Origin of the sequence: Salmonella enterica subsp. diarizonae (genome assembly GCF_008692785.1) — a bacterium.
In the GTDB taxonomy this organism is placed as follows: domain Bacteria; phylum Pseudomonadota; class Gammaproteobacteria; order Enterobacterales; family Enterobacteriaceae; genus Salmonella; species Salmonella diarizonae.
The window spans coordinates 1-22,943 of sequence record NZ_VXJV01000017.1 but is presented as its reverse complement, the minus strand read 5'-3'; the positions used below and the strand labels follow the sequence as shown (position 1 = coordinate 22,943).

The following is a 22,943-nucleotide window of genomic DNA, read 5'->3' as shown; positions in this document are numbered from 1 at the left end:
ATGAATGATAAAAATAGATATTCCGGACCTGAAAACACAAAAAGATATCGTGCGCAAAGAGGCTGTACGCCAGGCTTGCGCACAACTGAAAAACAATCTTCAGGCTAAGCACATTCCCGGACCGACTGGCTTTAATTACCGTCAGTTCGATCTGGCTCACCTGAAAACAGAAAATGAGGGATGGACACCTCCGGCAACTGAGGTAGTTAATGCCTGGTTTGAACACTTTAAAACTTCATTCCCGGAATACAAGTCTGACAAAAAGTTAGGGATATTACTCGGATTAACAGGAAATACTGACCGCCGTATAAGATCCTTCAGAAATGGTGAACGTCCGGTTCCTTATGGGGTATGGAGACGTTTTTTGATTATAACAGGAAGAGTTTCACAGGAAATTATCCCTGTTATCGCTCACATTGATGATGATGTGTAATATGAATTTATTAGTCGTTGATTAATGGAATTATAAAAGAGGTGAAACGATGCCAAAATTCGCAAAAGAAATTATCGTACCAAAGAGTTACGCTATAAATAATACAACTATCCTTGCAGCTATGGGACTTTGCTTCTTTGTTTTTTCTGAAATCATTCTGATTATTAACGCTGTTGCAAGGCTTTTCGCATCTGTATGGATGTATTCATACGAAGGTAGCAGTCCGGCTAGGTCAGGAACAGCATTTCTTCTTGCAGCCGTATGTTTTTTTATTGCAATTTTTTGTCATAAAGGTTTCCAACATTGCTTGTTCAAACTGAGACAACACCAGATACCGAACTAAGAACGAGCCATACAGGAATGCTGCCAACGAAAGTTATGCGGTAACAATCCTGATAATTCGGTTATTCAACTTCTGAATATAAATAATTATGACGGTGTTTTATTTGTGATGCTTATGTCGCCTGGTATTATTACTTCATGGATAGCCTTTTTTACTGTTTATAAGCCACAACAGACTTGTTAACAGGTCATATAAAGAGTATATTCAAGACTTGTTAAACAGTCTTGAGAGTATTTTATGCCTAACATCATTCTTACCGACACAAGCGCCAGCGTAAGCGAGCTAAAGAAAAATCCGATGGCTACAGTCAGCGCCGGTGATGGATACCCGGTTGCTATTCTGAACCGCAACCAACCTGCCTTTTATTGTGTACCCGCAGATCTGTACGAAAAGATGCTTGATGCCCTAGACGATCAGGAACTGGTTAAGCTGGTAGCCGAACGCAGCAACCAGCAACTGCACGATATAGATCTGGATAGCTACTTATGACTTACACAGTCAAATTCAGGGATGATGCGTTGAAAGAGTGGCTGAAGCTGGATAAGGCCATTCAACAGCAGTTTGCTAAAAAACTAAAGAAGTGCTGTGAAAACCCACATATTCCATCAGCAAAACTGCGAGATATAAAGGATTGTTATAAAATTAAACTTCGTGCGTCTGGCTTCCGACTGGTTTATCAGGTGATTGACGCTCAATTAATTATCGCTGTTGTAGCTGTAGGTAAACGTGAACGTAGTGACGTTTATAATCTTGCCAGCAAACGAATGAGGTAATGATATGTTTAAAAAAGCAAAAATCTATAAAGCGATTATCTCGATTATTGCCTTATTTTCCTTTGTTAAGTGGGGGCTTGATCCCAATGTCATTTGCAGGGTAGCAAGTGAAACACCTCAAGTCTGCGGTTATTCTGAACATGGTGTAGTGATGAATGCTTTTGGCTCAGGCTTTGCTTTCATTTTAACCGCTATGGCAGCCGCAATACTTACACTGTGGGTTAGAAAAGATTGATTGCAGGTTTATTTAGCTAGACCAACAGGCCGTTTGATTTACGCCTCCTTTTTAATTCTTCCCAGCGATGAACAGCGCATACCATGAGGCTGCTCAATTACCTGAAGAATTTCCTTGTAGAATGGCTGTAATCAACTATATATGGGGTAACGATGATGACAGGAACCGGAATTAACACAGTACGTATCAACGGTGAGATCAAACACATTACCGAACTTGACGCCATAACGCTTAGTAACGAGTGGTCAAAGCTGAAAAATGAAAATGCAGACCTGTACCGCTATAACCATCAGGTCAGCCAGGGCTGGCGCGGTCTCGTTCTTCGCCTGATAGGTGTGCATCTGCCGGATAAAGAGCGCGTGCGTCTTGAGGGCATCAACGCCAGAAAAGAATCTGTTTATCCAGAATGAGGCCGCTAAGTGGCCTTTTTTATGCCTCTTGTTTAATTCTAGCGCCACCTGGACATCCCAGTAATTCTGTCCAGTTATCCCGCACTTATCCCCGGCTTCTGTGGATAATCAACATATGGTATCGATCGCATCTGACCGGCACACCACATCTTGTGTCCGTGCCGCTGTCGTTGCCTCCTCCCCTCCCCTGTTTCCCGGAAAAAATGCGCCGCAGACCTGGACGAAACAGCATATTCGGAAAAAATGTCCATTGTGTCAGTTGCGCAGATCGGAATTAATGTGATCGGACTTCGCCGCGCTTTACGTCATAATTATGCCTGTACATATACGGCCCGGAGCCATTCCTGGTTAAGTGCGCCGGTAAACAGCCAGAGGCACGTCCGGCAACCTGTTTTAAATGTGCGGAGATTAAATAATTGAGCACTTTGCCCCGCGAAATGTTCCAGATTTCACGTAGCATCACCGGTAATGAGCCAGAAAGAAGTTACTTTTCCCTGGAAAAAGCCCGCACAATGCGTGATTACGCCTCACAGCTCGGAGCCAGTATGCCAAAATACCTGCTGGCCCCGGAAGTGGCCGTTCTGCTGTCTTACTTTGACGATCAGCATCAGCGAATGTATTTCGACACACTCTGGAACACAGGAGCCCGTCCAGGTGAGGCCCGCGCCATGAGGCCGGTTGATTTTGAGCTGGAGCCCTCCCGCCATTCACCACAGCCGCTGGCCGTGGTGAAAACACTGAAACAACGCGATCGTGAAGCCCGCCGTGGGCGCGGACGCCCGCCCACAAAACCGGAGCCACCACATCCCGATCCACGCTACCGTAAACCACCGGAACCCGTCACCCGGATTGTACCGCTGCTCGATGCCGCCTATGTCCGGAGAATGCGGGAGTACCTCGCAACCTGGAAAAAGCGCATCAGGCATCAGCCTGTCTGGAATATCAGTTCCCGTCAGACAGCAGTTAACTGGCTGGATCACGCGCTGAACCGGGCAGCGAGTGACGGCGTAACATTTCCGATCCCTGTCACACCTCATACTTTCAGACACAGTTTTGCAATGCACCTTTTAATGTCCGGCGTACCGGAGAAGGTACTCCAGTCATTGCTCGGACATCGCTACGCCCGCAGCACGGAGACTTATACGAGGGTTTTCGCGCTCGATGTGCTGACCACTCATTCACTGACATTTACCATCGATTCAGACGTTGCCAGAAAACTGCTTGACGGTAAGTAAATATAATGTATTTACACTGTAAATACGAAAAAGTAAATACAATGTATTGACAATGAAAATACAATCCCTACAATACATCGTAAATGCAATGTAAATACATAATCGTATTTACATTGTACATACATCGTATTGCCGAACATGGAGAGCACTATGGGTAAGTCAGTAATATATGCCTCTGATAAAGGTGGTGTGGGAAAAACAACGACGGTGACTAACACAGCATCGGCACTGGTAAATAAAAGCAAATCAGTAGCCATCCTGAAAACGGACAAAAACCCGGATATACTCAACTGGAACAGACGCCGCCAGGAAAATGGTCTGCCTCCGGTTCCTGTCTACGAAGCCTATGGCGACATCAGTAAGGAAATTAAGCGACTCACAGCACTGCATGAAACGGTATTAGTTGACTGTGCCGGTCACGACAGTCAGGAGTTCCGAAGCGCACTGACAGTGGCCGATGTGCTGGTCACGCTGGTTAAACCCTCATCAGCTTTTGAACGCGATACGCTTACAGACGTCACAGAAAAAGTCCGCAAAGCACAGCGAGTCAATCCTTCATTACAGCCCTGGGTTCTTTTCACGCGTATTGAAAACAACAAGGCAACAAAAGTCCGTGATGCAATAGATCTGGACAAATTTTTACGTTCAGATCCGGTCTGGATTCAGCCATTAAAAACCCGCATTGCGTCACTCGATATTTTCGAAAGCGCATGTAATGAAGGCGCAGGAGTGCATGATGTCGCCAGGGGAAGTAAGCTGGGTGAAGCGAAAGGTCAGATTGAGCTGTACGCAGCAGAAATAGGAATACTGTAGGAATACATTGTAAATACATATTGTAAATACCATGTATTTACGTTAATGTATTTGCATTGTATGTACACTAACTTAGTGGTGATTTATGTCATTAAAACTAAAGAGACCATCTGTCATGCAGCCACAGGACGAAAAGCCCAGTGCTCATGAGGTGGCCCGGTTCATTGCTGAAGGAGACAAGCGCCCTTCAAAGGGCAGGGCGATATCCCGAACCTATCGTCTGAATCAGGTTTTTATTGATGTAATGGAAGCTGATGCTCAGCGTATGGGACAGGGGAATACAGATATACTGAAAGCAGCCCTGACAGCCTGGAACAGTATGGATGATAACACCAAGTATCACTGGTTACTGCAATCAAACAAAATGTAACTACACGGTATTCACAGTGTAAATACAACGAATTTACACTGAAGGGATGCGGTGAGGCGGCCACCTCACCGCATTTAACACATCGATCCACTAGAGGGAGATCGAAAAAATGTCACAAGTATCATACAACACACCGGGAACCGTCGCCAGTGCTCCGCAGAAACCGGTAAGACTTCCCACGATAAGGGATGTAATGTATTCCTCAATTGATGATTATGAAGCACTGCTGGAACAAAAACCGCATTTTGCTGACGGGTTAACAGGACTGTTAAGTACACTGGTAGCCCACGAATGCCGGTCCATAGGTTTCTGATACCAGGCAAAATACCCCTTAGTCAACAATACAGTGTATTTACCACGTAAATACACTGTATTCCAATATTTGCATTTACAGTGTAAATACACAACATATAACCGTTGTTGGTGGGATTAACACTTTGGCGTTTTCGGTAAAACACCAAAAAAAGGAGTGTGAGTGTGGGGGTTGTTAAAGGGGTCTGAAGCCCAATCGTGCGAAAACGTACGCTAAGTACATTTTTTAACCACAACAGGGCTGCGCCGGAATCCCGGAAATTTCCAGCCTGCGATTTCTTAATGATCTTTCGGAACCTCAATAACGGCATCAGCAATCCCCTGTGCCAGCCGTTCCATCCATTTCGCAAAGCGATAATATCCGGGATATTGCTGGCAGATGTAATCCATCTGGACCTTTGAGGCACAGTCCATTACCCGCTTAAAGGCATCCATATAATTATAACAGCCTTGCAATAACTGAGCGTCACCATTCTCTGTCAACGGAAACCGGCAAGCATAATCATGAACTATTTTTGCCTTAAAAGGCGGGGAGTGGTCTCCCCGCCTTTAGCTACGTTTCCGCATTCATCAATCGACAAACCGGCGGATCAGTTCCAGGATAGCTATTACAGCGTTAGATGTAGCGGCTCGCAATCGAAACCTCACCGACTCGCAATAATCTCGTTTTTCGGCCCAGATTAAATGCAAATGAAAAACGCCTCCGGCTCACATTAAGTGATAATCGGCTCGCAATCAGCCAGACGGACTCGCAATCCATTTTGGCTGGCTCACAATAACTGCAAATGAGAAAAACGTCTCATTTGGCTCTAGATGTTGAGTGCTGTTTGTCTCGTAAATCTGGTTCAAACCCTTATGAGGCGGCGTTACTGTCTTATTGCCCTGTATGTTTTGGGTAGACCCGAATTAGACGGATGGCGTGTGTACTGGCGCAAATTTCGTTTTCACTTAGCGTGAGTCCAGAAATTTTGATTGCGAGCCAGCGGCGATAAATGCGAGTCCATTTGCAGTTATTGTGAGTCCGCGCCCGATTTCAGTTGCAATTATTGTGAGCCAAAATTTGCGCTGATTGCGAGTCCGACTGTTTTCGATTGCGAGTCGTTACAGTTAGACACTGCAACAACCGCCCGCAGAACGACGATTAACACGTTAATCATCCGTTTGCTCCATACAGAGCAGGAACGCCGCTGATTGCCCTTACATTGCCTGTCACAGTGGCTACCTGAACGTCAATTGTTTTGGTCTTTCCCACTCCAGCCAGGGCATTGAAACAGCACCACCTGTTTTTCAACCAGGACTTTAATCCATTCATGCCGCATTAGCGGAGAACTGGAGAGAGTACGCCAACAGATTGACCCGCGCAGTATACCCCATTTCAGGTTGTTTGCATTTACGCCATCCATGACGTAATATTTTATAGTCAATTGTTTTGGTCGTTCCCGCCTCCATCTGGGGCAAAACATGAAAACCCGATCTCACCAGTCGGGTTTTTTTGTGCCTGTATCTGCCTGTTCCCAGATTCGGATTTTGGGGAGCAACGGAACAGTAAACGCCGTTAAGCGGTCAATCATTAATGCTAGTGTACGCATACATTAGCATTAATGATGAGGGTGATTAGCCCTTTTCCTCTCTGGATGCCCTGATTCCAGCCTGATACAGCCGTTTTACCCGTTCAATTTCGGCCAGCGTAGCCGACCAGTGCAAACCTGCATCACGTCGGTATCTGGGGTTCCGCGCCCATTTCTTCCAAAAGTTCCACCTTCTTTAGATATCATATTGAATTTTATTCATATAAACATTTGTGTTTATAAACACTATTGTAATTATTATGCTGGCGCTGATCCCTTACGCCGGATTCCGTGCGCCCTTTTTCACTTTTGCCGTTGCCGGTTCTGTTTTCCGGCCAAGAGCGCCGCCAGTTGTTCGTTATGCGCTTTCAGCGCCTTGAGTTCACCGGTCATGGCCGCCTTTGCTTCCCGCGCATCCGTTGCTTCTTTCAGCGCTTTATCCAGTGCGGTCTGGCGGGTTTTTAATTCAGTATCTAACCGCTTTTGCAGGTCACTTTCGTTCCGGGCATGTTGCGCCTTAAGCTCCTTAATTTCGCCAGTGTGCTGCTCTCTGGCACCCTGCAACTCTGCCGCATGGCGCGTAGCGGTCTCGGCCAGTTTGTTCTCGGCGGCATCGAGCCGCTTTTGCAGGTCGCTTTCAGTCCGGGCATGTTGAGCCTTAAGCTCCTTAACCTCCCCGGCGTACTGCTCCCTGACGCCCTGCAACTCTGCCGCATGGCGCGTAGTGGCTTCGGCCAGTTTATTCTCGGCGGTATCGAGCCGCTTTTGCAGGTCTGCCTGTTGCTGCCGGTGCTGCTCTGCGGCCTCTTTTCCGGCCTTCTCTGATTCACCAAGCTGTTTCTCTGTCGCGGCCAGACGTTCCCGCAGTTGAGCCAGTTCGACGGCCTGAGCCTGCTCTTTCCCCCGGCTGTCGTCCAGCGCCGCCAGTGTGGTGCTGTGTTCATCCCGCAGGGTATCCAGTGTTTCTTCCAGATCGTCAACGGTCTGTGCGGCGTCGGCCAGCTCGCGCTCGGCCTGTGCCGTCTGCTCACCCGCCGCGCGGGTCACTTCGGCTACCCGCCGTTCGGCGGCTCTGACGGCTTTATCATTTAACTCGGTGGCTAACTGGCTGATACGTTCGGCCAGTGCTGACGATACGGCCTTAACTTCTTCGGCCACTTCAACGGGCAGCTCGGCCACCGGCTCGGCGGTGACTTCTGTCTGTGATGAAAGATATTCGTCCCACACCTGCTTAAGCCGCCCCGGATTACCGCCGCCAATCCGGTTACGCAGCGCAAAGCCGGTAATGTTCCGCCCTTCGGCCTGTAATGCCAGACCAGCCTCGATGATCTGCTGTGGTTCAAAAGTTGCCGGACGCATAAGCCTGTTCCTGTTCTGGTGATTGTGCATTCATTATACACAACAAACAAACAAACAAACAAATAAACTAATTAATTACGTGACAACGTGGGGTTCCGCGCCCATTTGCCCCAAAAGTCTCATGTATGAGACTTATCTACATGAATTAAATGGAATTTATTTCCAATTTTTGACTTTCGCCATCAAACCAGAGATCTGTTGTGAAGTTCTATGGTTGGATCAGCGAAAAACGCGTCCAGATAGGTGCCAAAAGTCGTTTTTGAGACTAACTGGTATCAAAACAGCCAAAAAACGATATTAGATACCCTGTTTCAGACCAATAAATATAGTCTCAGATATCACAACATATGAGATTATGAGCTAAACAACAGAACCTGAAGATATCTTATTGACATATCAATAGGTTACCTACGAAGGTGGAACTTATGGAGGAAATGGGCGCGGAACCCCAACGTGACGGTTTTCACGCTTCCGGCAGGCATTCGGTAAAACACCTAGTTTACCGAATACCGCGCCCTGCCCCTTTTCTTTCAGTTTTTCTGACGGGGATTTATTTCCGGCTGAATTTTTTAAGTAGCTGTTTTTACTGGTTTTGCATCATTGGCGCCAGCCGCTGCGGGACGCTGGCCATCTACGACTGGCGACGCGACCGGAAGCGGATTCATTCAGTCTCACTGAAGAAGATTTTCCCCCGCAGCCGCCTCCGTTCCGTCATTTGCCAGTGTTACAATGACGCAGCCCGGAAGGCTCAGGAACCGATTAACCAGGGGTGGTTGTTCCTGCCTGACGCCTCCGGGAGCTTAATTAAATAATGCGCTAAACGTACATTAATTTCCGATCTCCAAACAGACCCTTTTTGGGGGTATGAATGAAAAAGAGAAATTAAGAAGGGGAATTTCTTCCCCGATGTGATTAATCAGTAATAAGATGTAAATTCGAACTCTTCTTCCGGCTGTGTTTTGTATGCTGTTTCAAACGCCTCAATGCAGATCGCAGGTTCACAGGAAAATTCACGGACACGGCGTTTTAATGGTTCTCCACAAAAATCATTTAATCGTGGTATCTTATATCCTGTCATCATTGATTTTGTATGCTGAATATTGGTGCGGATCTGACGAACAGTAACAGTGATTTTACCGTGGAGAGAAATAACCTGATAAAAATTCACATTGGTTTGCTCATATCCCCAAGACGAAACAAATATATCACCAACAGAAACAGTACCGTTTTTAAATTTTAATACGTTCATTTAAAAGCTCCCGCCCAATTTGGGCTTTGGATGAAAGAAGAACCATTCCCCTTTCGATGTTTTTATTATACCTGCAAATGAAGGTATAGCAACTTATTTTTTTATTATTTTATAATCAGGATGTAAGTCTGCCAGAAGTAAAAGTAATTCGTATTCTCCAACTGATAATGATCGACTTGCTTTACCAGCACTTTCTTTCATCTGCCAGGAATTTAATTGATATCCAAAAGTATCCGCAGCCTCTTTCAAAGTCAGACCAGCGGCAATTCTCGCAAATTTTACCTGTTCCGGCGTTGGTTTATTCTTCATTATCACTCCCATTTAAAAATTTTTGAATACGCTCTCTCAAAAATCCTTCATCTAAAACTAAGGCCTGCTCCATACTTAAAATCTTATCAAAAACAAGTTCTCGCTTTGTTTTTCCTGAAGTATGTTTTCCTCTTGTTTTTACGTATTTGACAACATGTAACATCGCGCTAACATTACTTTTAACGAATGTTATAGTATATGAATAATTACCTTTATTCACTTTTAAAATATTTTCATTCATAAAAACCGTATCCTGAATAAAGAAAGACAATAGCGTCATAAGGCGCTATTATTAATAGCACTATTTTTCAATCACTTAATCAATCTCACTGAGAGAGTCTATAGCATCCTCTATCTGACATAAAGCATTATCAATTGAGCTGATTGCCATTTGTGAAATTTCACCATTAGAACCACTTTGGAAACTAACAGGCATATTATCAAAATATTCCTGTTCCTCATCGAGAGCATTTGATAATTCATCCTTCAATGCTGTCAGCTTATTACTAATTTCTGATATCCATTTGCGACGTTGATTATTCATTTATTTTGTATCCTCAAATCCAAGCGCAATACGTATTTCTGCTGCGCGTTCTTCACTTCCCGCTGTTTTCCCCTGGTTATAGATAAAATTGAATAAAACCTGTAGCTGCTCCCAATCATATCGGTTCAGCGTTGCATCAAGACGACAAAAGATATTTCCATTTTTAAAGTGATAAAACCGGGTGCCATCCTTTTTCCGGTCACGTTTTCTTTGGATAATACTCATTTATCTACCGCCCCTTTCGGGGCGTCTCCATAATTTATCACAGATGAGTATAAAGTCCGGTCGTTTCGATAAAAATTTCCTGAAGCTGATCGCAATAAATCATTTCAAATGATGCAATACTTTTAAGTGATGCACCTCTTGATTTTAAAAATTCTATATTATAGGTATCTGATGGTTCGAGTTTAATTCTGACAAGATTAATACCATTTCTGGAAAAATTAGAAGGTAGTTTAAAAATTAATCCGCCCTTCTCTAACCAAACGAAGTTTTTAGCTCCGGTCATTGCGATAAACTTGTTTCCGCCTAACTGATTGAGAATTTCTACAGCAATTTCTTTACTCATCTTATGCTCCTGCCCAATTTGGGCTTTGGAAGAAAGAGAAACTATTCCTCTTTCGATGTTTTTATTATACCTGCAAATGAAGGTATTGCAAGAATTTATTTTCCTTTTCCCAGGAAAGGGGAGTTACGCCGAAAGATAATTAAGTCCTAACGAAGGGACTTAACCGGAAGGGTTAATGACAGAACTATTCCTGTACAACCCCCCTGTATGAGGTTTTATGCCGGTTTTGGCTGCTTGTCGCTTACACCCCCTGTATTGCGTTCTGAGCGATTTTTTCTGCTTTGCTGGTACTTTGCCAGGGTGAGCTGCTTAAAACGGTTCTGAGTGGCTTCTGTTACGTTCAGGGGATGGATCAAAAGGATCGTATGACGTCACGGTAGTTAAAATTGTCAACTGCTGAATCGTGGGGGCCCCTTTGGGGTTCCGATTCAGTGGTTGACAACTGCACAGAAAACACCCTTCTGGCGGGGTGATGGCATCACGGAGTGGGGCCATCGCCCTGCAAAGCCAAAGGGGACTAAAAGCCACTCAGAAGTTTAGTTACATCATCCATCATTAAAAGCGACTCCATCCCGGCCTTTGGCCGGGGCGGCGGCGCTTTTTAGTGGTGGGTGGGAGCTGGATGGTTGAGTTTGACGAGGTTTCATGTACTGGATTCTTTGAGTGTTGTAACTACTTTGTTTTGTCGGGGCCCGCCGGCTTTGGCGGTGGGAGGTGCTATCTGGTGTTTCCGGATCGGCGCGGACGTTAGTCCGCTGCAAGAGCGGGCCTCTTTAGCCTGTCCACAGGGCAGGCGGTGAATAGGTTATTTATTTAATGGGTTTTTACTTTAGAAGTTTAAATGAGAGTACAGAACAGGGGTTTAAAAGAAATGTGGCGGTTTGAAACATTATCGAACAGCACTTATTGATGTCCTCGACTGCTACTTATTAGTGTAAATCCCTTGCAGTTATATGTTGATAACAGTTCCTGGTACACAAAACGACCACTCACATATATTTTTTGACCGTTGACAGTAAAATTTACAGGTTATAAATGCTGGACGTCAGGCAACTACCGGCGCTGAATGGTGTAATTTTGTACAAATATTTTCTATGGACGTGCGGAAACCTCCGGCGTTAACCGGATACATGAAGAGTTATCAGGCGGGGGCAGGGGAAAGACGAGAGTAATTACCCCTGGACATGATTGTTCGCTCGGACGTCCGCCGCTCAACCTCGCGATTAACAAGCTCCATATTGGCCGGAAAACGTCCCATCGAGATTTCTTTGGTGAGTTCGCGCTTCACCAGTACCCTGATTTCATTACGGCTGCGTTCTGCATCACGTTTCGCCCTGGCGCGTTTAAGCCCGTGCAAACGTAGTTCCCGATGATATTCCCGGAATTTGTTTCGAACATAATTAAATGCATTTAGCGCCAGCTCTTCGAGAGACAGACGTGACAGACCTTCCTTCTCTCGCTGTTTATTCTGCCATTCCGCACGATTCTTCCGGATAGCCTCCAGTGACGCCATCGAGATACCAAGAGTCTCAAACAGCGCCGGGGTAAACTGGATATTGGACGGTATGTTGCACCCTATTTCCGGATCAAACTCTGTATCATAGGTAATGAGTCCAAAATCACTGGCAAGGGAACGCAGGGCGCGGGTTGCCCGTGTGATGGACAGCTTATCCTTTCTGGATTCTGTTGCCAGTCCACACTCTATCGCAAGGGTGGTTGTCGAACACTGAACACGTCCGAAATTACCCGCCAGGGGGTCATAGTGAAAACACATGCCCTGCATCAGGGCGTCAATCGCCCGACAACGTAAAACAGGCGGTTTACGCCGACGCTTTCCAATCGAACGCGAAAACGCAACGTGGACAAGAAACTCAAAGCGTTCAGAGAACCCCTGAGCTTTTTCCATCATCTTCCGGCAGAAGGAAAGAGTCTCCTTGTCCGCAGGTTCGATGAACTGAGGGTTAGGATTTTTGACCTGTAGGTAATGTGTAACATCAGTCACTTCTTCCTGCACTTACAATGCACGGAAGGAGTAATGAGCGCAGAAACAAGTATTGAACTTTTCCGGGCATAAAACTATACTCCCTGCATAGCCTTATTGATGGTTATGCAGTTTTATGGGGCCCCGGTAATCTTCTTCGTCGCCAAACATAGAGAGATTATCGGGGTTTTTCCTTTTCTGGCTCCGGGTAGACACCTCATCAGAACCAGTTCCCAGCCGCCTTATGGCGCGACCAACCAAAAATTCACGGTAACAAACGATCCGTAATCTATCACTCCGTCCGAAAAGGATCAAGAAATTGTAAATATTGACAAAATTGTCAAATTTCACAAATTCTCGGAGCGCCGGATAATTTCAGACTCAATCAGCCTTTCAATCATCTCCGCCTGGGTAATCCCTTCCTCTGCTGCAAACTGTTCCAGCTTCTTTTTCAATGGAATACGGATAACAGCACTGAGAGCTTTATGTGTCTCACTTTTTCTGCTCAAATAAGCCTGCTGCCGTTCTTTTGAAGGAATCGGATTACCTTTACGATACGGCCGTTTCGTTTTTTTTGAGGAAGTAGCTGGGTTTACGGCATCAGACATCTCTGCCTCCTCAAGGATCTAAAAAGGATCATTTAGCAGAGACTACTACAAATTCCGTAAATTGGCAGCCCGTATTACAGACATTCGTGTTTCTACTCACGCAGTTAGCATGAGCATGGCGAAAAAACTATCTGAATACTGAGTGGGCCAGCCCCGCAGAGCTGGCATTGTGGAGACTTGTATTTCTGGTTCCGGCGTAATGCCTGACCAGAAATGCCAGGTTTGGTGACAACAGCAGTCACGCTATGTCCGGACCGTCGTTATCATGTTCCATATTCGATACACGGAAACCTTTCATTATTTCTGCTTCGCGGGTTAATGATGTGCCTTCCCAGATCCGACGATCGCCGGATTTCTCGACCACACGCCCATCCTTCAAAGTCTCTTTCCATGTTACGGGTTCAACGCCCTTATCCTTCAATTTCACACGCTCCCCATTCTGAAAGTCACGTACAACATTTTCCAGTCCGACCCCCCACAGCGTGCGCGTCTTACCATCCTCCATCTTCAGCTTCACATAGAAACTGTCATTACGCTCTTCTTCGGGCTTATTCATATCTGGTTTAAACTTGTAGGGAGCCGCACCACTGTCCACAAGTACACCTTCATGAACCTTATCCCTCTTGGCTACGCTCGGCTTGCCTTCCTTCTCCTGGTTCTTTGCATGGATATCTTTCGTCTGAACAGTTGCGGCCACCGTAGAAGAAGGAATGGGAACACTGACTAATCGGGCAACCCTTGCAGCAACTTCACCATTAATCTCCGCTACCACAGCATCCAGCTTGTCCAGCGGTGCAGCTTGCTCACGCATTTTCTGCTCCATCGAAAGCGCCATACCACGCAGTTCTGTATCCGAAAGAATCAATTCAAGTGGTTCGCGCTCCTGATCTACTCCCTTAAATCGTTCAACAATTTCAGCATTAATTTGCGCATTAACGGTATTTTTTTCGTCCGCCGGTGCATTAAACTCTCGCGCTTTTTGCCCGGCTGTCATTGCCATATTACGGAGCGTCGGATTCGACAGGATCATATCAACGGCATTTCCGGACTGAATCATATTCAGGTCCGCCATGTCTTCCAGTTCTGTGTCCTGAGATCCGGCCACTGCGCCCTCCTGAATAGTTTTAATATCTGTAGCCTGCTCCTTACTACCCTGAACCGGGCTATCGCTCTCTTTCGTAACGACATCATTTGGAAGCCGCGAGAAGCTCCATTCACGGCGCACGGCCTCCCGGATTGCAGAATTACCGTGTTCATCACGGACGTTCACCTCTACAGGACGAGATTCTTTCTGTTCAAGAGAAATATTTTGCCCCCGGCGGCGACCTTTCATTACATCCTGAAGGTCAGAACTCCAGTGTGTTCTCTCATTTCCGTCTTTATCCCTGACCGTAACAAAATAGCTCTCTACGTTGCCTTTTTGATGCTCAAGTGGGGCCCTTCCGTGATCAATTAGTTTCCCTTCAAGATGAACCACAGTTCGCCAGAATGGTAAATCTACCGGCACATTAACTTCAGAGGACTCGCTGTCCGTATTCGTATCACTGGCATTTGCTTCATCCGATTGTTTTGTGGTGGACGCAACGGGAGAAGTATCCTGAGACATTGGTGCCTTTTCCGGAACAACACCTGGTTGTTCTATGGCCTGCCCGTCTCGTTCTGTGGCCAGCTCCGCTTTTCTCTCTTCCAGTTGTCGGTTCATCTCCTTACTGGTGAAATGAATATCCAGACCATTCTTCGCAACAACATCAATAACCTGCTGCTTAAATTCCGCTGTTCCCTTAATATTTAACGTGCTACCAAAACGTTCTTTTGCTAACTCCAGAGCGACTGTTAGCGCCGCTGATGACATGCCTTCCCTGCGAACAGCAATCGCTGTTCCTGTGTCAACAAATAACGTCCTGTCCGTCTTTTTGTCTTTATAGTGTACATTTTTGGTGAGTTTTGACCTGCGGGTATAAAGATCCGCTGCCGTCAGTTTTTTCTGACGTTCCTGGTGAATGTCGTCGCCCTCAATTTGATTTTTCAGTTTATGGACTATCCGGGAGAAACGATGCCCGGCAGGAGGAACAGATTTATCTTTTTCGTCATCATCGGCAATGCTGTTTCTTGATGTACGGCTCTTTTCTTTAATCAACTTACGAATATCTTCACTTCCCATATCTCTGATCTCCTCTAATGCCGGTTCTTCCGGCCTGGTAATACCACGATGAGCCTTGAGGCGCTCAAAAGTTAATACAGACAGCAATTGTGTTTTCTCCGATCGTGTAAGACGTTCATCCTGAAAAATGAGTCGTCTGGCCGTAAAAAACTGGCTATCGACGCTGCGAATAGCTCTTTTTTGAGCTGGCAGAATTTGATTCTGTTCGCTCTGACGGAGAAACCAGGCTGCTACATATGAGGCATTCTTTTCCCTGTGCGGCCATTGTTTCCGTGCTGGACTGAAATACCAGTTTCCATCACTGGTACTGCGCCGTAGCAATAACTGACTACGCTGTTCCACATCTTTGGTGGTGGATTTTCGACGGGGATTTCCAGCATAAGGAGGCAGGTTTAAGCCTCCGGCCATAATCCCTCGAAGTCCTGATCGGTATTTACTTCCTGACCATCCTGAGTAAGAAGAGAGCGGCGGGATGCCAGGAACGGAGGGAGTTTGTCCTCCTGGTCGTGAATCGTCTCGTCGTCCTCTTCTTCCGGTTCGTAAATCATGTCGCAATCCAGAATCTCCTCCGGTGGATTCCGGCTGTCCCAACTGAAAAGATGCATCACCCGGCAAAAGCAACGGAGGCCAGGTGAATCCAGATTTCCCGTCAGTTGCCATGTCGCTGCCGGGCATACTTTGCAAGCTATAGGCAACCCAGGAAGTTCTTCTGCTTTCAGTTTCAGTAATACTTCGCTGGTTATTACTTTCCCGTTGGGTAGGGTATAGGCCATTTTTTCCCCCGTAAGTCTGATAGAATTCTTTTTTTCGCTGTTCCAGTAGAATTAATTTTTCACTCGGAGATGAGTCTCTGTACTTATGGCGGAAACCTTCACTGGCTTTGCTGACATATTTAAGTTCGTATGAGCGCTGCGGCCATTCCTGTAACCGTTGATAAATAACATTTTTGTCGAGTGGTGGTTTTTTTAGCTCCCGATGTACAATAAAATCATCGCAAAAAATACTTTCCTTCAGATTGGTAAACTTTTTATCTTCCGGAAGTTTCACAGCAATATACTCGTTCTCACCTCCCTTATTGCGTATTCTGGTTTCACCAAAAGATGCAACATAATCATAGAAGCCATTACGGGTTGTAATGTTTTTATCAATAATATCTCTTACCAGTTGCTGTTTAAACTCTCTATTCTTATTATTGAAGTCGTCTCCCTTATAACGTGACAGAACATCGGCAGCGTTTGTAGGATCAACACGTACCCGCTCTCGTGGAGAAACAAGATTGTATTTCTGGTTTATGTATTCCTGGAATGCCTCAAAATATTTTTCATTTGCTGTATAATTACCTCGTGGATTTATGACATTTCCAGACAAAAGATTAACCTCTGGTATTATCATATGAATATGAGGCTTCCTGTCTATCATTTCTCCAGTTTTCTTATCCTGAACTTGCTTTATCTTTGGGAGATGAGCTTCAGCATAAAAATTATATTCATCATCACGGTAAGCATACATTAAAAACTGACGATACTCTTGAACAATATCCTTCATAGTCTCAACAGGAATATGCTCTTCAAAGAAAGACATTGTTATTGATACATACCGTTCCTGACCATTATCCGGAATTTGCTGGTAAATTTTCTGGGTTAAATCAAGATTTCCCCAAAGCATGACACGTTCATCCAGCTCGTCGCGGGTAAACTCTCTCTCTTTTTTAACTCCCTCCTCAAGGTATTCTTTTGCACCATCATTATATCCAGAAACCCTAATCAGCATTATTAACTCCTGCTAACATTAGCTCCTCAATATTCACAAGGCGATTAAGAATATTTATGTACAACGATTCAGAAACCCTTCCCATTTGATGAGCTAAATTCAATTTATATGCAATCTGATTAAGATTGTTACTTGATTTACTAAAAATATAAATAAGGTCTTTTAATTCTTTTGATGGTGCTCCTTTTACTGTAAGATTAACATTAGCATTTAAAAAAATTTCGCGAAAGAATTCAGATTTTTTCATTTCTGAAGCAGCGAGCTTTTTTTCAAAAGGAGCAAATTCGCTTTCTGATAAACGGAATGAGACAACCCTGTCTTTTTTAATGTTTTCTGACATATGCCACCTCTGGTAAAAATCCCTTTCGCCACCGCCAGGTAAATCGCCCCTGCGGGGGTTTCAAAGGGGTATCCCCTTTGGCACGTCGATTTTACAGAATGCTTCCGGCATTCTGTAAACATCGGTCACGTGCCTCTGTCTATGAGACATAGTGTTATCCACACGCATTAATGCGCATTGATACGCACTATTTTCCGGTATAATTCGCATAAACGCATTAATACGCATTAATACGTACTACGAATCAAAAACATACGCACTAATACGCACTCCAGCGCACTAATACGTATTAATGGCAATCCGGGAACTCCAGAAGAGAGATACCGTCAATCAAGGTTAAAGTATTTCTTTGTTTCCTCCCGGAACTGACGTTGTACCACCTCCGGCATACGTTCGATAACTGCCTTCTGATCACGGAATGCGTTATAATATTGCTCTGCTTTATCCTGTTGCTGTAAGTACATAATTCCAAACGCAAGACACCCTGAAATTGATAACAATGCTATGCCAATTAACCCTCCAAGTCCTAATGCAACGCGATTACTCATTTCAGATCTAAGCCCATTTTTTAAAATGGTATTTATCTCTTTCGTTTTTTCCTTTGCGTCTTCCAAAGGCTTATCAAGCGCATTCTGGATAGATTCATGAATTTGTCCTGCTATTTTCAGCTTAATTAACTCAAGTTCATTAATGGAGTTGGCCCGCATAGTAACTTTATAGTCATCAAGAAGACGCTCGGTTGTTTTCTCCATTTCCTCTACGGAGACAAAAACCTTTTGTAATGACTCCTCAAGAGTACCAGGTGTCGCACGTATAGCATCATTTACATCATCAATTTTAGAAGCAAATAAACCGGGAAAATCCTCAATTCTTTTTTGCAAGTCTCTAAAATCAACCAACATCCCTCTTACTTTATTTTCCAGTACGCCCTCAACCTTTTTGTTAAGTTCACTCTCAAACTTCTGTATAAATTCAGATGTTATTTCATCAATATTATCTGACATATTAACCTCAAACAATATCTAACAAATTAAAGGCCATATTTAAATCTTCATTTACTCCAGTAGCCAGCCGTTTAATAGCACGTTCTGTTGATAATATCTCCAGTTCATCATCATCTTCACATTCTCGCATCAACTTCCGGAAATCACGATCATCATCCAAAACCTCCTTTAGCGTTTTGTTCATTTCATTAAGATGAAAGAACAACTCTGTATTTCTGATTATTGGATAGCGTTTAATCTTTAAAGAACAAAATAACTGGTTTTCAAGAATCCCTGAGAATTGTTTATCAAAAGCTCGCCCCGGATCAACTTTATTAAATATCACCCTTATTCTTTCAGGTTCTACATTAAGATCCAGTAATGCACCAATAGTCAATAAAGTATCCATTTGCCCCTTGTTTTCAGGAGTAACAGGCACAATAAAATAATCAAAGTCCTCTTGCGTACCATGAAACTCCCTTATTTTTTCAAAAAATATCTCAACATTCGATGAACCAACATCAACAATAACGCTACCTTTCGCACCAATTTTTTTAGTTATTTCAAGGAATTCTTTTGCACTGATCTTCACATCATTTGTACCATCAGTATTTATAGTTTCAACTTTAACAACTTTTGCTCCTTCAAGACGAGGTAATAACAAAGAATCACAGATTGTTGACTTCCCCATGTTTCCTGAATTATTTACCACAGCAATTTTAATATTCATTTTCATTTTCCTTTCTGACGTGCATTTTCAATAATTAACCTCTGCCGGATTTGAGACTCCGGCAACCCCCATTCTCTCACGATGCCAGGTGTATAACCGTTATTTTCTAAATCAATGGTTAACTTTTCAGAAAAAACTCCGATATTATTCCATTCATAGGGCAAAGAGATATCTGAATTAATAGCACTATTACATTTCTTCTCATTAACCTCGGAATTAAATAATTGACTTTTACTTTTTTTATCATGAGGGCGAAATATTTTTTTAATATGACGATTAAATTGAGATTCACTAATATCTAATCCTTTGTTGGTCAAAAGATTATATATCTGCCTGTTTGTTTTTCCTTCAGCAAGAAGTATTCTTATTTCATTTGAATGTTCTGTTATTTTTGCGCGCCCGGTTCTGGGCTTTGAACGCCAGTCATCCACAATTCCTCTCCTTTAAATTTCCTGAAAATATTGCTTGTCTTCGACCATCAAACCTTTATTGATCTGACATCCCGCAGGCATGGCTGCGCACTGCTCGCCACGCCAAAAAACCCGCTTGGCAGGGCGGGGAGGGGGGTACTTCTTATTATTCGGATCACGGGCGGCTACGCCGCGTCATCAGCGACATGAACCAGATATGTTTATTTGAAGCAGTGTTTGTCGCTTCCATGCGCTACGCGCATTAAAGAGATGGGTACGGATTCACGTTCCGTACCCAGTGATTATTAATCATACAAGCGGGAGAACTGTGACTCTTCTCTATTTACTTGACAGCTCACGTCTGGCAGCCTGTGCAAGAAAATGACTTCTGTCCTTATATACAGGGCGTTTCCCCTGGATAAAACCATCAATCCGTTTAATCAACACATCAGGAAGAGTGATATTGACTCGTTGCTGTTTTCCTTCGAATTCAGAAAGGTCAACGTCAATCATGAACCAGGTATCACAATGCGCATATTCAGGGTTGGCGGCATAGAACATAAAACCGGCATCCGTAATATCTTCAACAGAGTGAGCACCGCTGATAATCATTTCTTCAACGATGCTTAGAATAGCTTCACGAGCCATTACCGGAATGTCAGCCTGTTCGTCCGCTGCGGAGACGCAACCATAATTAAACTGGTCAAAAGCAGGAACAATAATACCAAATGCAGTGCTGGCATTTTTTGGGGACTCAATCCCAACAGAGAAAAACATACCTTACCTCCAAGTCGGCGGGGATTAAATCCCCGCCATTTTTTTGATTGATCTGACAGTACCGAGGGGCAAGTCCTTTTTCGGATGCGGAACAGGAAAGGTTTTTCCTGTTATGGGAGACCACCATATCTGGTGACTCCCTCCGTTATGCCGTCGAAGCTCACATCCTGCGGCTATCAGTTCTTTCAACAGGTCAGCAGATTTCATATGTCCTCCCTAACCTGCAAACCATTATACACACATATACACAAAAGGCAAGTAGTTATTCTCTTTCATTGTTCCTAACCTTGTATGTAGTAATAATCAATCAAAAAAAATGAATATTAATAATCGACCAAAAATACATTTAACCTACTGAAAAATAGACAATATAAAAATTGCCGGCATCACTTATCTGATGCTGGCCATCTGCGAACACGTCCCCGGTCGCAACAAAAAATCTGAAAAAAAATACTCCTCCCTGAAGGACAGGGTTTTACGGCGCACCAGATGTGCCAATCTGACTGGCAAAAGATTCAGGACCGCCCTCCGTGGCAATCTTGATATAACTGCTTTTCAAAAAGCAGATCGCTTTTTTTTCTTCAGAAAAGTCGGTGTAATCGAACCATCCTGATTAAGAGTCAACACTGCATCGAACTTACTACCATCCTTCTTTTTAAGTCCCTTAATCTCTCTTGTTTTCCCTTTTGTCAGCAGATCCACTACCTGAGTCATAGTAAGCTCTTTGTTAAACTGAGTCCCCCACAAACGGAACTCACACTTTGGAATATTTGTGCAACTGTAAGCTTTTGGAGAAACCTTCATTTTACTGCCACACATCGGGCATTTGACCTTAGCTTCAAACTCCCGAACACTGAAATCAGGTACACCGCCTTTATCCGGAACTGCATTACGACAATCAGGATAATTATTGCATCCCCAAAATACGCCTTTGTCGTTCTGTCGACGAATATAGCGTCCACCACAGGAGCATGGATAAACAGTTACCTTCAGTCCGGATACATCAACATGTTCCACCTGGTAGGAAATAAATTGCTCCAGCTCATTAAGGAACTCATCAACGGTCAACTCTCCAGCCTCAATCATACGCTGTTGCTCGTGCCATAGCGCCGTCATATCTGGTGTAGTCATAACAGGCGGCAAGGCATGGATAAAAGAAATCCCAAGTTCTGTAGGAACAAACTTTTTATTCTGAAGAACCATGAGGCCACGCTGCTGCAAAAGCGCCAGAATCTTACTTCGGGTGGCTGGCGTACCAATTCCCCCATGTTCGCCTTCTTTTCCTTCGTCTCTATCCACCAGAAGCTGGCGAATCCGGGGATCATCAACGTATTTCGCCACTCGCTGTAAATCTTCGAGTAATGATGCTTCTGTGTACAATGAGGGCGGTGACGTAGCTTCACGACGAGAGATCACTTTATTAAATACCATCTGTTCGCCTGGACACAATGCAGAAATCACATTGAAAACAGCCTGACTATCCTGTGAACCCCCATCTTCCCGCTCGGAAAGTAATGCACTCCATCCGGGTTCAAGTTGATGAATAGCTCTCTGGCGGAACACCAGACCATCAACATCAAACTCTGCAACAGATGATTCAAAAGTTTTTTCCGGCATAAACTGAGCCAGATATTGTGCAACAATTACGTCGTACACCTTTTTCTCATCAGTTGTCATTTTATCGAGATTAACAGGTAACGGCGTGGGGATAATCGCAGTATGTGCGCTGATTTTTTTATCATTAAATGCGCGACTTTTACGGCTACTGTCGGCCAGATCCAAATACTTCTCCAGCTCCGGGAGCCGCTGGCGTAGCATGATTAGAGTAGCTGGAGCCTGTAAGAACTGTTCTGACGACAAGTAACGGCAGTCTGAGCGGTTATAGGTAATTGCCCTATATTCTTCCCGCAAACGTTGCGTTATTGCCAGTGTCTTTTCTGAATCGAAATCATACTGGCGGTTCATTTTCACCTGAAGATCCAGCAAGGCAAACGGTAAGGGTGGCTGCTTGCTTTTCGGTTCCGTTATTGCAAGCGTTACTGTCGCCGTCTTCCCCTGACAACGTTTAACAATATCAGTTGCATATTGTTCGTTAATAATCCGTTTCTTTTCATCCACAGGTGCATCATCAGGTACACTCAACACCACCGGACAAACACCTTTTTCACCGGACAATTCACCTTCAACAACCCAGTAGAATGATGCCTTATGGTCCCTGTTCTCCTCAAAGCGCCTGACAACCAGCCCCAGTACCGGCGTCTGTACCCTTCCCACGGAAATTGTCTCGGTATGCCCTTTTTCCATAGCCGCAATGGTATATGCTCTTGTCATGTTCAGACCATACAAATAATCTGCTGCATTACGCGCCAGTGCTCTCTGGTACAAGCCGTAAAACGCCTGGTTATCCTGAAGATTACGCATAGCCCGATGTGCGGCCTCCGGGTTCAGATCGTTAATCAATACTCGCTTCACTGGAGCCTTATTACCACAGTAATCCAGAATCTCTTCAACCAGTAATTGTCCTTCTTCATCGGGATCGCCTGCATGGATAATTTCATCAGCACCATTAATAAGATTGGTCAATACCCTAAATTGCTGTTCAGTATTCGGTAAAATACTGTACTGCAACGGACGGAGTTTCATCGGTAATGTTTCCCGACGC

29 protein-coding genes are annotated in these 22,943 nt (G+C 44.4%); 10 read left to right on the top strand and 19 right to left on the bottom strand.

Annotated elements, in window-relative coordinates:
- The first annotated feature begins 4 nt into the window (after nt 1-4).
- The 9 genes from F4V72_RS23080 (at nt 5) to F4V72_RS23040 (ending at nt 4,612) form a co-directional block, all read left to right on the top strand.
- Nucleotides 5-433, top strand: coding sequence for a hypothetical protein (locus tag F4V72_RS23080; RefSeq protein WP_023233714.1), 429 nt, complete (start codon nt 5-7; stop codon nt 431-433).
- A 49-nt stretch (nt 434-482) separates the two neighbouring features.
- Nucleotides 483-776 (top strand): hypothetical protein, encoded by a 294-nt coding sequence (locus F4V72_RS23075; protein WP_136058626.1) that lies wholly within the window; start codon nt 483-485, stop codon nt 774-776.
- A gap of 237 nt (nt 777-1,013) precedes the next feature.
- Nucleotides 1,014-1,265 carry a type II toxin-antitoxin system Phd/YefM family antitoxin gene (locus tag F4V72_RS23070; RefSeq protein WP_057394760.1) on the top strand — a complete coding sequence of 84 codons (252 nt, stop codon included), beginning with the start codon at nt 1,014-1,016 and terminating at the stop codon, nt 1,263-1,265.
- A complete protein-coding gene (locus F4V72_RS23065; RefSeq protein WP_116779486.1) occupies nt 1,262-1,549 on the top strand; it encodes a type II toxin-antitoxin system RelE family toxin in 288 nt (95 codons plus the stop codon). Before F4V72_RS23070 ends, F4V72_RS23065 begins: the two co-directional genes overlap by 4 nt.
- Before the next feature lie 4 nt (nt 1,550-1,553).
- Nucleotides 1,554-1,784 (top strand): hypothetical protein, encoded by a 231-nt coding sequence (locus F4V72_RS23060; protein ID WP_079911778.1) that lies wholly within the window; start codon nt 1,554-1,556, stop codon nt 1,782-1,784.
- A gap of 155 nt (nt 1,785-1,939) precedes the next feature.
- Nucleotides 1,940-2,194, top strand: a complete 255-nt coding sequence (locus F4V72_RS23055; RefSeq protein ID WP_079898404.1) for a hypothetical protein — start codon at nt 1,940-1,942, stop codon at nt 2,192-2,194.
- Nucleotides 2,195-2,610: 416 nt separating this feature from the next.
- The gene (locus tag F4V72_RS23050; RefSeq protein ID WP_042773989.1) at nt 2,611-3,429 is read left to right on the top strand and encodes a tyrosine-type recombinase/integrase; all 819 of its coding nucleotides are present in this window, start codon (nt 2,611-2,613) and stop codon (nt 3,427-3,429) included.
- Nucleotides 3,430-3,579: 150 nt separating this feature from the next.
- Nucleotides 3,580-4,242: a peptidyl-arginine deiminase gene (locus tag F4V72_RS23045; RefSeq protein WP_136058627.1), complete on the top strand. Its 663-nt coding sequence runs from the start codon at nt 3,580-3,582 to the stop codon at nt 4,240-4,242.
- Nucleotides 4,243-4,327: 85 nt separating this feature from the next.
- Nucleotides 4,328-4,612: a hypothetical protein gene (locus F4V72_RS23040; protein WP_024137864.1), complete on the top strand. Its 285-nt coding sequence runs from the start codon at nt 4,328-4,330 to the stop codon at nt 4,610-4,612.
- 591 nt (nt 4,613-5,203) lie between these two features.
- Here F4V72_RS23040 and F4V72_RS23035 read toward each other — a convergent pair.
- Together F4V72_RS23035 and F4V72_RS23030 are read right to left on the bottom strand one after the other, a co-directional pair.
- Nucleotides 5,204-5,437 (bottom strand): arylsulfatase regulator, encoded by a 234-nt coding sequence (locus tag F4V72_RS23035; protein ID WP_136058628.1) that lies wholly within the window; start codon nt 5,435-5,437, stop codon nt 5,204-5,206.
- 1,358 nt (nt 5,438-6,795) lie between these two features.
- On the bottom strand, nt 6,796-7,851 hold the full coding sequence (locus F4V72_RS23030) for a DNA-binding protein (protein ID WP_136058629.1): 1,056 nt from the start codon (nt 7,849-7,851) through the stop codon (nt 6,796-6,798).
- Nucleotides 7,852-8,276: 425 nt separating this feature from the next.
- On the opposite strand from F4V72_RS23030, the gene F4V72_RS23025 reads away from it, so the two are divergent.
- The gene (locus tag F4V72_RS23025) at nt 8,277-8,663 is read left to right on the top strand and encodes a hypothetical protein (RefSeq protein WP_136058630.1); all 387 of its coding nucleotides are present in this window, start codon (nt 8,277-8,279) and stop codon (nt 8,661-8,663) included.
- Between the two features lie 104 nt (nt 8,664-8,767).
- Here F4V72_RS23025 and F4V72_RS23020 read toward each other — a convergent pair whose 3' ends face one another.
- From F4V72_RS23020 to F4V72_RS22935, 17 genes are all read right to left on the bottom strand, one after another.
- Nucleotides 8,768-9,100, bottom strand: a complete 333-nt coding sequence (locus F4V72_RS23020) for a hypothetical protein (RefSeq protein WP_136058631.1) — start codon at nt 9,098-9,100, stop codon at nt 8,768-8,770.
- A 93-nt stretch (nt 9,101-9,193) separates the two neighbouring features.
- A complete protein-coding gene (locus tag F4V72_RS23015; protein WP_136058632.1) occupies nt 9,194-9,409 on the bottom strand; it encodes a hypothetical protein in 216 nt (71 codons plus the stop codon).
- Nucleotides 9,399-9,650, bottom strand: a complete 252-nt coding sequence (locus F4V72_RS23010; protein ID WP_136058633.1) for a hypothetical protein — start codon at nt 9,648-9,650, stop codon at nt 9,399-9,401. Before F4V72_RS23010 ends, F4V72_RS23015 begins: the two co-directional genes overlap by 11 nt.
- Before the next feature lie 75 nt (nt 9,651-9,725).
- A complete protein-coding gene (locus F4V72_RS23005; RefSeq protein ID WP_136058634.1) occupies nt 9,726-9,953 on the bottom strand; it encodes a hypothetical protein in 228 nt (75 codons plus the stop codon).
- Entirely contained in the window at nt 9,954-10,178 is a 225-nt protein-coding gene (locus F4V72_RS23000) for a hypothetical protein (RefSeq protein ID WP_136058635.1), read from the bottom strand.
- Between the two features lie 37 nt (nt 10,179-10,215).
- Nucleotides 10,216-10,521: a hypothetical protein gene (locus tag F4V72_RS22995; protein WP_136058636.1), complete on the bottom strand. Its 306-nt coding sequence runs from the start codon at nt 10,519-10,521 to the stop codon at nt 10,216-10,218.
- 1,141 nt (nt 10,522-11,662) lie between these two features.
- Nucleotides 11,663-12,535, bottom strand: coding sequence for a plasmid replication initiator RepA (repA, locus tag F4V72_RS22990; RefSeq protein ID WP_060710285.1), 873 nt, complete (start codon nt 12,533-12,535; stop codon nt 11,663-11,665).
- Nucleotides 12,516-12,593 carry a RepA leader peptide Tap gene (gene tap / locus F4V72_RS22985; protein ID WP_031606513.1) on the bottom strand — a complete coding sequence of 26 codons (78 nt, stop codon included), beginning with the start codon at nt 12,591-12,593 and terminating at the stop codon, nt 12,516-12,518. Before tap ends, repA (F4V72_RS22990) begins: the two co-directional genes overlap by 20 nt.
- A 256-nt stretch (nt 12,594-12,849) precedes the next feature.
- Nucleotides 12,850-13,110 carry a replication regulatory protein RepA gene (gene repA / locus F4V72_RS22975; protein WP_023233709.1) on the bottom strand — a complete coding sequence of 87 codons (261 nt, stop codon included), beginning with the start codon at nt 13,108-13,110 and terminating at the stop codon, nt 12,850-12,852.
- 238 nt (nt 13,111-13,348) lie between these two features.
- A complete protein-coding gene (locus tag F4V72_RS22970) occupies nt 13,349-17,041 on the bottom strand; it encodes an LPD7 domain-containing protein (RefSeq protein ID WP_150342510.1) in 3,693 nt (1,230 codons plus the stop codon).
- Nucleotides 17,031-17,381, bottom strand: a complete 351-nt coding sequence (locus F4V72_RS22965) for a plasmid mobilization protein (RefSeq protein ID WP_001293490.1) — start codon at nt 17,379-17,381, stop codon at nt 17,031-17,033. Before F4V72_RS22965 ends, F4V72_RS22970 begins: the two co-directional genes overlap by 11 nt.
- 326 nt (nt 17,382-17,707) lie before the next feature.
- Nucleotides 17,708-18,385: a hypothetical protein gene (locus tag F4V72_RS22960; protein WP_023233707.1), complete on the bottom strand. Its 678-nt coding sequence runs from the start codon at nt 18,383-18,385 to the stop codon at nt 17,708-17,710.
- Nucleotides 18,386-18,392: 7 nt separating this feature from the next.
- Nucleotides 18,393-19,094 (bottom strand): StbB family protein, encoded by a 702-nt coding sequence (gene stbB, locus F4V72_RS22955; RefSeq protein ID WP_001668755.1) that lies wholly within the window; start codon nt 19,092-19,094, stop codon nt 18,393-18,395.
- A 2-nt stretch (nt 19,095-19,096) separates the two neighbouring features.
- Complete coding sequence (locus F4V72_RS22950) at nt 19,097-19,525, bottom strand: hypothetical protein (RefSeq protein WP_136058637.1); 429 nt, start codon at nt 19,523-19,525, stop codon at nt 19,097-19,099.
- A gap of 318 nt (nt 19,526-19,843) precedes the next feature.
- Nucleotides 19,844-20,281, bottom strand: coding sequence for a type II toxin-antitoxin system HicB family antitoxin (locus tag F4V72_RS22945; RefSeq protein WP_000466316.1), 438 nt, complete (start codon nt 20,279-20,281; stop codon nt 19,844-19,846).
- Nucleotides 20,282-20,305: 24 nt separating this feature from the next.
- Nucleotides 20,306-20,488: a type II toxin-antitoxin system HicA family toxin gene (locus tag F4V72_RS22940; protein WP_000833472.1), complete on the bottom strand. Its 183-nt coding sequence runs from the start codon at nt 20,486-20,488 to the stop codon at nt 20,306-20,308.
- A gap of 348 nt (nt 20,489-20,836) precedes the next feature.
- On the bottom strand, nt 20,837-22,943 hold a 2,107-nt coding region (locus F4V72_RS22935), incomplete at its 5' end, for a type IA DNA topoisomerase (protein ID WP_249042130.1).